Raw genomic sequence first — 7,549 nt, 5'->3', positions numbered from 1 at the left:
GGTCGTCGGCCGTGCCGTTGAGCAGGTCCCTGCCGGTCGCCCGGTAGTAGGCGTACCGCATCAGGCCCGAACAGTCGAACCCCTTGCGTTCGTTGTCGTGCAGGCTGTCCGGGTCCGAGCCGTCGTAGTAGCCGTACGTGGCACCGGGGGTGGCGCCGTGGCCACCGCCCCAGCTGTACCAGACGCCGATCTGGGAGCAGGCCGCCGCGACGGCTGCCTCGGCGGTGGCGGAGGCGCCGGAGGCCAGCACACCGCAGGTGGCGTCCTGGGCGGCGCGCGGGGCGGTGGCGGCGTGGGCGGTGGCGGCGTGGGCGGTGGCGGACAGGAGCGGGACCGTCGCGAGAGCCGCCGCGACGACGACCGCCCTGCCGGGTGTGGTGAGTCTCAAGATGCACATCCTTCGTCGACATCCAGTCGGGTGCGGGGGTCGGAGGAACTGCCCGGAAACCGCGTCCCACCCCCGTCGGGACGCGGCACCCGGAACTCAACCGCCCAGCGCCGCGCGCATCTTGGCCAGCGCCCGCATCCGGTTGCGCTGGACGGTGCCGCGATGGGCGCCGAGCCGTTCCCCGGCGGTGTCGTGCGTGAGACCCTCGAGGTCGACGAGGATCACCGCGGCCGCCTCCTTCGGCGAGAGCATGCTCAGCAGCGCGAGAGCGGTGGCCGAGGCCTCGTACGTGCCGAACCCGCCGTCCCAGCCCGCCTCGGGCAGCCGGTCGGTGGTGCGCTCACGGCGGGAGGGATGCAGCCAGGAGTCGCGCAGCAGGTTCAGCGCGACCGTGCAGGTGTAGGCGTACGGATGCTGCTGGGGCGTCAGGCTCCGGGCCCTGGCCCGCCGGGACAGCCGCAGGTACGTCTCCTGCAGCAGGTCGTCGGCGTCGTGCGGGTTGCCGGTCAGCGCGATCAGCCGTCTGCGCAGCCGGGGCATGTCGGCGGTGAAGGAAGCGTCGAAGTCCCCAGGGCTCATGTGCTCCTGCACAGTCTCGCGTGGGTCCCGCGTACACGTGCCGCCGTGGCTTTCCATGGTCGTCCCCCGTCGGTCGGTCGGATGGTGCGGTGCTGGTCATGGGTGCGGAACACGCGGCCGGATCGCTGGTCAGGCGGGCCGCACGGGTGCGGTGGCGGGGCCGTAGCGGGCGGCCGGCGCCCCGGTCAGCAGGGCCCAGTACCGGTCGCCGTAGGACCAGTGCCACCACTCGGTGGGGTAGTTGACGAAGCCGGCCGCGGTCAGTGCCCGGTCCATCGACGCCCGGTTGGCGCGCGCCCGCGCACCGATGTTCGCCGCCCCGGTACGGCAGGCCCCCGCGCTCTCCTCCGGTGTGGCGTTGACCTCCGTGCCCAGCGGCAGCTCGGTGCCGTCCGCGGTGCACAGGGTCAGGTCCACGGCGCCGCCGCTGACGTGCGGGGCCACCTCGGGCGGCGAGATGTAGGCGCTGGCCAGCTCGCGGATCAGGGCCGGCCCGGCCTCGGGACGGGCCGCCCGCAGGGTCGCCGCGTACTCCTCGAAGTACCGGTGCTGCAACCCCGGCGGCCGGTAGCCCTCGACCACCAGGAACCGGATCCCGGCGGGCAGCAGCGACTGCGCCCGCAGCAGCCGTCGCAGCACCGACAGGCGCAGGTGTGCGTAACTGCCGTCGGCGTCGGCCTGGCGGCGGTCGATCCGCAGGCAGGGCGTGTCGCGCAGGTCGACCAGCGGTTCACCGCAGTCCCGCACGGTGACCTCGGCGACCCGGGAGTCGGAGAGCGTGATGATGTCCGTCACGAGAAACAGCGTGCCGGGCGGCCCTGCAAATGCTCTGCAGGTTCCCTGCAAGCGCACCACCAGGACTTCTGCAGCCCCGGCGAGGCTACGACAGCAGGTCGTCCCGCCGCTCCCGCGCCTCCCGTCCGCCCAGGGCACGGAACACCTCCAGCGCCTCGGCCCGGGCCCCGCGCGCGGCCTCGGTGTCACCGTCCGCCGACCACACCCGGGCCAGGTCCCACACCGTGCGCGCCCGCCACAGCGGCAGCTCCAACTCCGCCCAGAGCGCGGCCGCGTGCTCCAGCGGCTCGCGGGCGCCCGCGGTGTCTCCGTCGGCCAGTCGGAGCTCCCCGATCGTGCGCAGCACCAGCGCCTCGCCGAACCGGTCCTGCCGCTCCCGGGCCACCGCCAGACAGCGCGCCAGCCGCCGCCCGGCCTCCTCCGTCCGACCGGTCCGCAACTCCACCTTCGCCAGGGCCTGTTCGGTGTACATCACGCCGAAGGTGTCCTGTAGTCGGGTGAAGACGCGCAGCGCGTCGTGCAGCAGCCGTTCGGCCTCCTGGTACCGCCCCTCGGCCCGGTCGCACAGCGCCAGCGACCGCAGCGTGAGTCCCTCGCCGTGCCGGTCGGCGGCGGCCCGGTACAGGTCGAGGGCCCCGGACAGGGCCTGCCGGGCCGCTGGGCCCCGGCCCTGCTCGCGGTGCACGTAACCGATGCCGTACAGCACCCTGGCCCGGGACCCGGCGTCCGCCGTGCCGCCGTACCGCTCCAGTGCGGCCTCCAGCAGCTCCAGTGCCTCCGGGTAACGGGCCTGTTCGCGACGGGCGGTGCCCATTCCGGCCAGCGCCACCGCACAGCCGTCCGGCGCATGGTCCTCGAACAGCCGCAGCGCGTCGGCGAAGTAGGCATACGCGTCCTCGAACCTGTCCTGCTCGTACCGGAGTTGGCCGAGGCCGACGAGCAGCCAGGCCTCGCCCTCGGTGTCGCCGCCGCGCCGTACCGCCGCCATGGCCGCCGTATGGGCGCGGGACCAGGCGTCGAACTGGTTGTACAGCGCGGCCGAACTCGCGATCAGCGCTCCGGCGAGATCCCGGGCGGCGCGCGCCATGCCGTGCTCGGCGCAGTGCGTGACGGCGGCCAGCAGTCCGGCCTGCTCGGCGGCGAACCAGGCCGCGGGCCGGGCGAGGAGCGACTCCTCGGTCTCCGGGTCGAGCGGGCGCACCGCGGCCGGTTCGGGGAAGTACCGGGCCGCTCCGCCGGGGCCCCGGGCTGCGGCCTTGCGGGCCAGGTCCAGCCAGCTGCCGGCCAGCCGCAGGACCGCCGCCGCGCGGTCCTCCGCGCTCTCCTCGGACAGACAGCGCTCGCGGGCGTGTTCGCGGGCGAGATCGTGGATGCGGTACCGGGGCAGGCCGGTGCCGTCCACACCGATGACATCGATGAAGTGGCAGTCCACCAGGCGCTCGACGGCCTCCTCGGCGTCCTCGGTCCCTATGTCGAGCAGCGGGGCGGCGATCCAGGCCGCGAAGTCGGGCAGCTCCAGCAGCGCCAGTCGGCGCAGGGCCCGCCGCTCCTGCGGATCGAGGTCGGTGTAGCCGAGTTCCAGGCTGGTGCGCAGCTCCAGGTCCCCGGCGCTGAGTTCGTTGAGCCGGCGGCGTTCGTCGCGCAGCCGTCCCGCGAGCCGGCCCGGCGCCCAGTGCGGACGGGCGGCGAGCCGGGCGCCCGCGATGCGCACCGCGAGCGGCAGCCGCCCGCACAGGGCGACGATCTCGGCGGCCCGCTCCGGTTCCGTCCCCGTCCGCCCCTCGCCGGCCACCCGGCGCAGCAGGTCGAGTGCCTCGGCCTCGTCGGGCACCGCGAGGTCCAGATGGGCGGCGCCCTCCAGGGCCACCAGCCTGCGGCGGCTGGTGACCAGCACCGCCGAGCCGGGCCCCGGCGGCAGCAACGGCCGGACATGGGCCTCACCGGACGCGTTGTCCAGGACGACCAGGACCCGCCGGTGCCCGACGTGGGTGCGGTACAGGCCCGTCAGCTCCTCGACGCCGGAGGGCAGCGTGTCCGGTTCGACGCCCATCGCGCGCAGCAGCCGGGCGAGTGCGTCGGCGGGCTCCAGCGGAGTGGTGTCGGCGGCCCGCAGGTCCACGAACAGCCTGCCGTCCGGGAAGAGTTCGGCGGTGCGGTGGCCGACGTGCACGGCGAGGGCCGTCTTGCCCATGCCGGAGCGCCCGGAGATCACCCCGATCGGCGGGGCGGTCCGGCCGCTGTCACCGACGCCCCGCAGCAGCTCCGTCGCCCACGTGACCTGGTCCGCCCGGCCCACGAAGTCGGCGATGTCGGGCGGCAGATGGGAGGGCGCCGGACGGGACCGCCCGCTTCTCGGGGCGGGTACCGGCAGCGACGCCGGGCGTCCGCTCCCCAGTACGCCGGTGTCATGGGTCAGTACGGCCTGGTGCACCGCCCGCAGCTCCGGCCCCGGGTCGATGCCGAGTTCCTCGCGCAGGACCGTACGGCCCTCCTGGAAGACGCGCAGGGCGTCGGAGACCCGGCCGGCGCGGAACAGGGCGGTCATCAGCTGGCCCCGGGGCCGCTCCCGCAGCGGATGCGCGGCCACATGGCCGAGCAGCGGCGCGATCGCGGCGTCCGCCCGGTCCAGGTCGAGCGCCAGCCCGAAGGACTCCTCCTCGGCCACCAGCCGCAGTTCCGCGAGGCGGGCCGACTCGATCCGCGCGAACGACTGGCCGAGCCCCTCCAGCGCCTCCCGGCCCCGCCACAGCCCGAGTGCCTCGGCCAGCAGCCCGGCCGCCTCCTCGGTACGCCCCGCGGACCGCCCCGCCGCGAGGAGCTCCTCGAAGCGGCGGGCGTCGACCTGGGCGGGAGCGAGGTCGGTGAGGTAGCCGGGGGGCCGGGTGCGGATCACCTCGGCCGCGCCGACCCGGGCCAGGGCGCGGCGCACGGCGGAGACATGGGTGGCGACCAGGGCGCCCGCGGTGGCCGGGGCATCCTCGTCCCAGACGAGGTCCACCAGGCGCTCGGTGGAGACGACCTCGCCCAGGTGCACGACGAGCGAGGCGAGGACGGCAAGGGGCCTGGAGCCGCCGAGCGGGACCCGCCGGCCGCCCTCCCAGACCTCCACCGGCCCGAGCAGACGTACTTCGAACATCGATCCCCGATCGCCGCTCCCAGCGGATGCCGACAACGATATCGGCGGCCACCGTCAGGGCAGGCCGAAATCCGGGCCGCCGTGTCCGGATCCCGTTCGCCCGATCAGGCGGACGGAACCGGCGCGACGCCCGGTGGACCGAACGGGACCGGGGCCCGTCGATGCCGCGGGAGCCTCCCGCCCTCCTTCGCAGTTGGCTGGTTTCTGTGGGTGGCCATAGCGGCCCCTGTGCGGGAGACCGCCGGCGGCCACCCCTCGTATGACCGGGTACGCGGATCCGCCACGAAATCCGCAGCGCCCGAAATTCCCCGCGACCGCAGGTCATACGAACGCCACCCCGGCGGCGTCAACGGCTCGTGAGCACCGAGTCGTCCGCCGTACGCCCCAGGGAGCCGCCCGATGAAGCGCACCGCCTTTCGCCCAAGCGCCGCGCGGCTGAGTGCCGTCGCCGCCGTGGCCGCGCTCGCCCTCACCGGCTGCGCCGGGGCGTCCGGCGACGGCTCGGCCCCGGCCGCCGGGCACCGGACCCGCGATCTCACCTACGCCGAGGACCTGCGGATCTCGGACGCCGAACAGCGCCTGGTCGCCCGGTGCATGGCCGACCACGGGTTCCGCTACTGGACGGACCGCCCCCTGAGCCCGGCCGAGAGCAGGCCGCTCGGCTACGTCCAGGACGACGTGCGCTGGGCCCGTACCTACGGATACGGCAGCCGGATCACCGCCGAGGAGGACCGCGCCCGGCTGCGCAACCCCAACCTCGCCTACCGCAAGGGCCTCGGCGCCACCCGCGGGGCCGCGTACGACACCGCGCTCGACGGCGGCCGGCGGGCCGAGCTGCTGCGCACCGAGGTCCCCGGCGGGGGCAGGGTGAGCAAGCAGACCGGCGGCTGCGACGGCGAGGCGGAGCGGAAGCTGTACGGCGATCCGGGGACCTGGTTCCGGCTCGACACCACGGCGAGCAACCTGCGACCGCTGTACGTCGGCAAGTTGCTGCGCGACCGGCGGTTCACCGCCGCCGTGCACGCGTGGTCGGCCTGCATGAAGAGGGCCGGCCACCCCTACCGGGACCCCGACGCGGCCCGGCAGGCCACCCGCCAGCACCCCGCGGTCCAGTCCCGGGCCGAGGAGGCCAGGAGCTTCGCCGCCGAGACCCGGATCGCGGTCGCCGACGCCACCTGCGCCCGCGAGGTCTCCCTCAGGTCCGTGGGCCAGGAGCGCGAGGCCCATTACCTGGACCAGTTGGACGGCGAGTACGGCGCCCGGCTGGAGGCCTACCGGCAGGTGCGCCTGAAGGCGCTGGAGCGCGCCGAGCGGATCGTGCCCGCCCGCACCTGACACCTGCCGCCACCCCATGACTCCGCGGCGTCCGCCGCGGCCCCCTCCCACACCGACCGCCTCGGACGAGGCAGAACGGGATCCATCATGCGCAAAATGACCCTCGCCCTCACCACCCTGGCCCTCGCGGCCGTCGGCTTCGCCCTCCCGGTGAACGCCCAGGCCTCCGCCGGCTGCAACGCGCAGTGGCCGGGCCGCGACGGCAACGTACGGGCCTGGAGGGACTGGGACTGCGCGGGCGGCCTGCTCGGCGTCAGCGCGGGCAACGACTCCGACTGGGCCGACAGCGCCGGCGGTTTCCAGGGCGTCGGCAACGTCGCCTCCTCCGTGATGAACAGCGGCTACGTCGGCGGCAAGGACGTCGTCGCCTTCTACTACTACGCCAACTACTCGGGCGGCTACGGCTGCCTCAAGCCGGGCGAGCTCTACGTGGACGACCTCACCCGGGACCACTTCACCGACGGCCACTCCATGAACGACAACATCCTGTCCCACCAGTGGGTGACGGAGAGCGCCTGCGCCGCGGGCTCCTTCATCAGCTGACCCCAGGCCGACCGGTCACGGCTGTCCCCGGCCGTGACCGGTTCCGCCGTCTTACCCGTTCCCCACCTCACGTACCGCCGACCTTCACATCCGCGCCACCGGACCCTTCCCTGACGTTCGCTGCCCTTGGAACACTCGCATCCGCACACATCCACCCTGTTCCGGCCATCCCGTACGTCAGGATGAGAGGTCGCCCACTCATGACCGAAGTAAACCGGCGCCGATTCCTTCAACTGGCCGGCGCCACCACGGCGTTCACCGCGCTGTCCAGCAGCGTCCAGCGGGCCGCCGCGCTGCCCGCGAACCATCGCACCGGGTCGATCCAGGACGTCGAGCACATCGTCGTCCTGATGCAGGAGAACCGTTCGTTCGACCACTACTTCGGCACCCTCAGAGGTGTCCGCGGCTTCGGTGACCCTCGTCCGGTCACCCAGAACGGCACGTCGGTGTGGCACCAGTCGAACGGCACCAAGGACATCCTGCCGTTCCACCCGGACGCCGACGACCTGGGCCTGGCCTTCATCCAGGACCTCCCGCACGGCTGGAGCGACACGCACACCGCGGTCAACAACGGCAAGTACGACAAGTGGGTGCCGGCCAAGGGCTCCACGACCATGGCGTACCTGAACCGGGACGACATACCGTTCCACTACGCGCTCGCCGACGCGTTCACCGTCTGCATGCTGGCCCTGGCCCGCGCGTCCGGATTCCGCACCGGCGTCATGCACGGCGAGTGGATCATCGAGGACGGGGTGCCGCACCTGGTGGAGTGC

Annotated in this window: 6 protein-coding genes and 1 pseudogene; 3 read left to right on the top strand and 4 right to left on the bottom strand. The window is 73.9% G+C overall.

Annotation, left to right across the window (positions count from 1 at the left end; translation table 11 throughout):
- From ABZ646_RS35180 to ABZ646_RS35165, 4 genes and pseudogenes are all read right to left on the bottom strand, one after another.
- Positions 1 to 325, bottom strand: a pseudogene (locus tag ABZ646_RS35180) (peptidoglycan endopeptidase); the annotation flags it as partial.
- Between the two features lie 159 nt (positions 326 to 484).
- Positions 485 to 967: an RNA polymerase sigma factor gene (locus ABZ646_RS35175; RefSeq protein WP_360528230.1), complete on the bottom strand. Its 483-nt coding sequence runs from the start codon at positions 965 to 967 to the stop codon at positions 485 to 487.
- A gap of 129 nt (positions 968 to 1,096) precedes the next feature.
- Positions 1,097 to 1,762: a M15 family metallopeptidase gene (locus ABZ646_RS35170; protein WP_360528227.1), complete on the bottom strand. Its 666-nt coding sequence runs from the start codon at positions 1,760 to 1,762 to the stop codon at positions 1,097 to 1,099.
- An 85-nt stretch (positions 1,763 to 1,847) separates the two neighbouring features.
- The gene (locus ABZ646_RS35165; RefSeq protein WP_360528224.1) at positions 1,848 to 4,898 is read right to left on the bottom strand and encodes a BTAD domain-containing putative transcriptional regulator; all 3,051 of its coding nucleotides are present in this window, start codon (positions 4,896 to 4,898) and stop codon (positions 1,848 to 1,850) included.
- 399 nt (positions 4,899 to 5,297) lie between these two features.
- On the opposite strand from ABZ646_RS35165, the gene ABZ646_RS35160 reads away from it, so the two are divergent.
- The 3 genes from ABZ646_RS35160 to ABZ646_RS35150 all read left to right on the top strand — a co-directional run.
- Positions 5,298 to 6,233: a hypothetical protein gene (locus ABZ646_RS35160; protein WP_360528221.1), complete on the top strand. Its 936-nt coding sequence runs from the start codon at positions 5,298 to 5,300 to the stop codon at positions 6,231 to 6,233.
- 87 nt (positions 6,234 to 6,320) lie between these two features.
- Positions 6,321 to 6,776 carry a hypothetical protein gene (locus ABZ646_RS35155; RefSeq protein WP_360528218.1) on the top strand — a complete coding sequence of 152 codons (456 nt, stop codon included), beginning with the start codon at positions 6,321 to 6,323 and terminating at the stop codon, positions 6,774 to 6,776.
- A gap of 200 nt (positions 6,777 to 6,976) precedes the next feature.
- Positions 6,977 to 7,549: alkaline phosphatase family protein (locus tag ABZ646_RS35150; protein ID WP_360528215.1), on the top strand; the 573-nt coding region annotated here is incomplete at its 3' end.

Source organism: Streptomyces sp. NPDC007162 (assembly GCF_040634175.1).
Taxonomy (GTDB): domain Bacteria; phylum Actinomycetota; class Actinomycetes; order Streptomycetales; family Streptomycetaceae; genus Streptomyces.
Note: the sequence above shows the minus strand (reverse complement) of the source record. Positions and strands in the feature narration are given on the sequence as shown.

What these genes read in the sequence shown, in the direction of transcription:
- ABZ646_RS35160 (WP_360528221.1), top strand. Translation starts at nt 5,298, where the DNA reads ATGAAGCGCACCGCCTTTCGCCCAAGCGCCGCGCGGCTGAGTGCCGTC.
- ABZ646_RS35165 (WP_360528224.1), bottom strand. Translation starts at nt 4,898, where the DNA reads ATGTTCGAAGTACGTCTGCTCGGGCCGGTGGAGGTCTGGGAGGGCGGC.
- ABZ646_RS35175 (WP_360528230.1), bottom strand. Translation starts at nt 967, where the DNA reads ATGAGCCCTGGGGACTTCGACGCTTCCTTCACCGCCGACATGCCCCGG.
- ABZ646_RS35155 (WP_360528218.1), top strand. Translation starts at nt 6,321, where the DNA reads ATGCGCAAAATGACCCTCGCCCTCACCACCCTGGCCCTCGCGGCCGTC.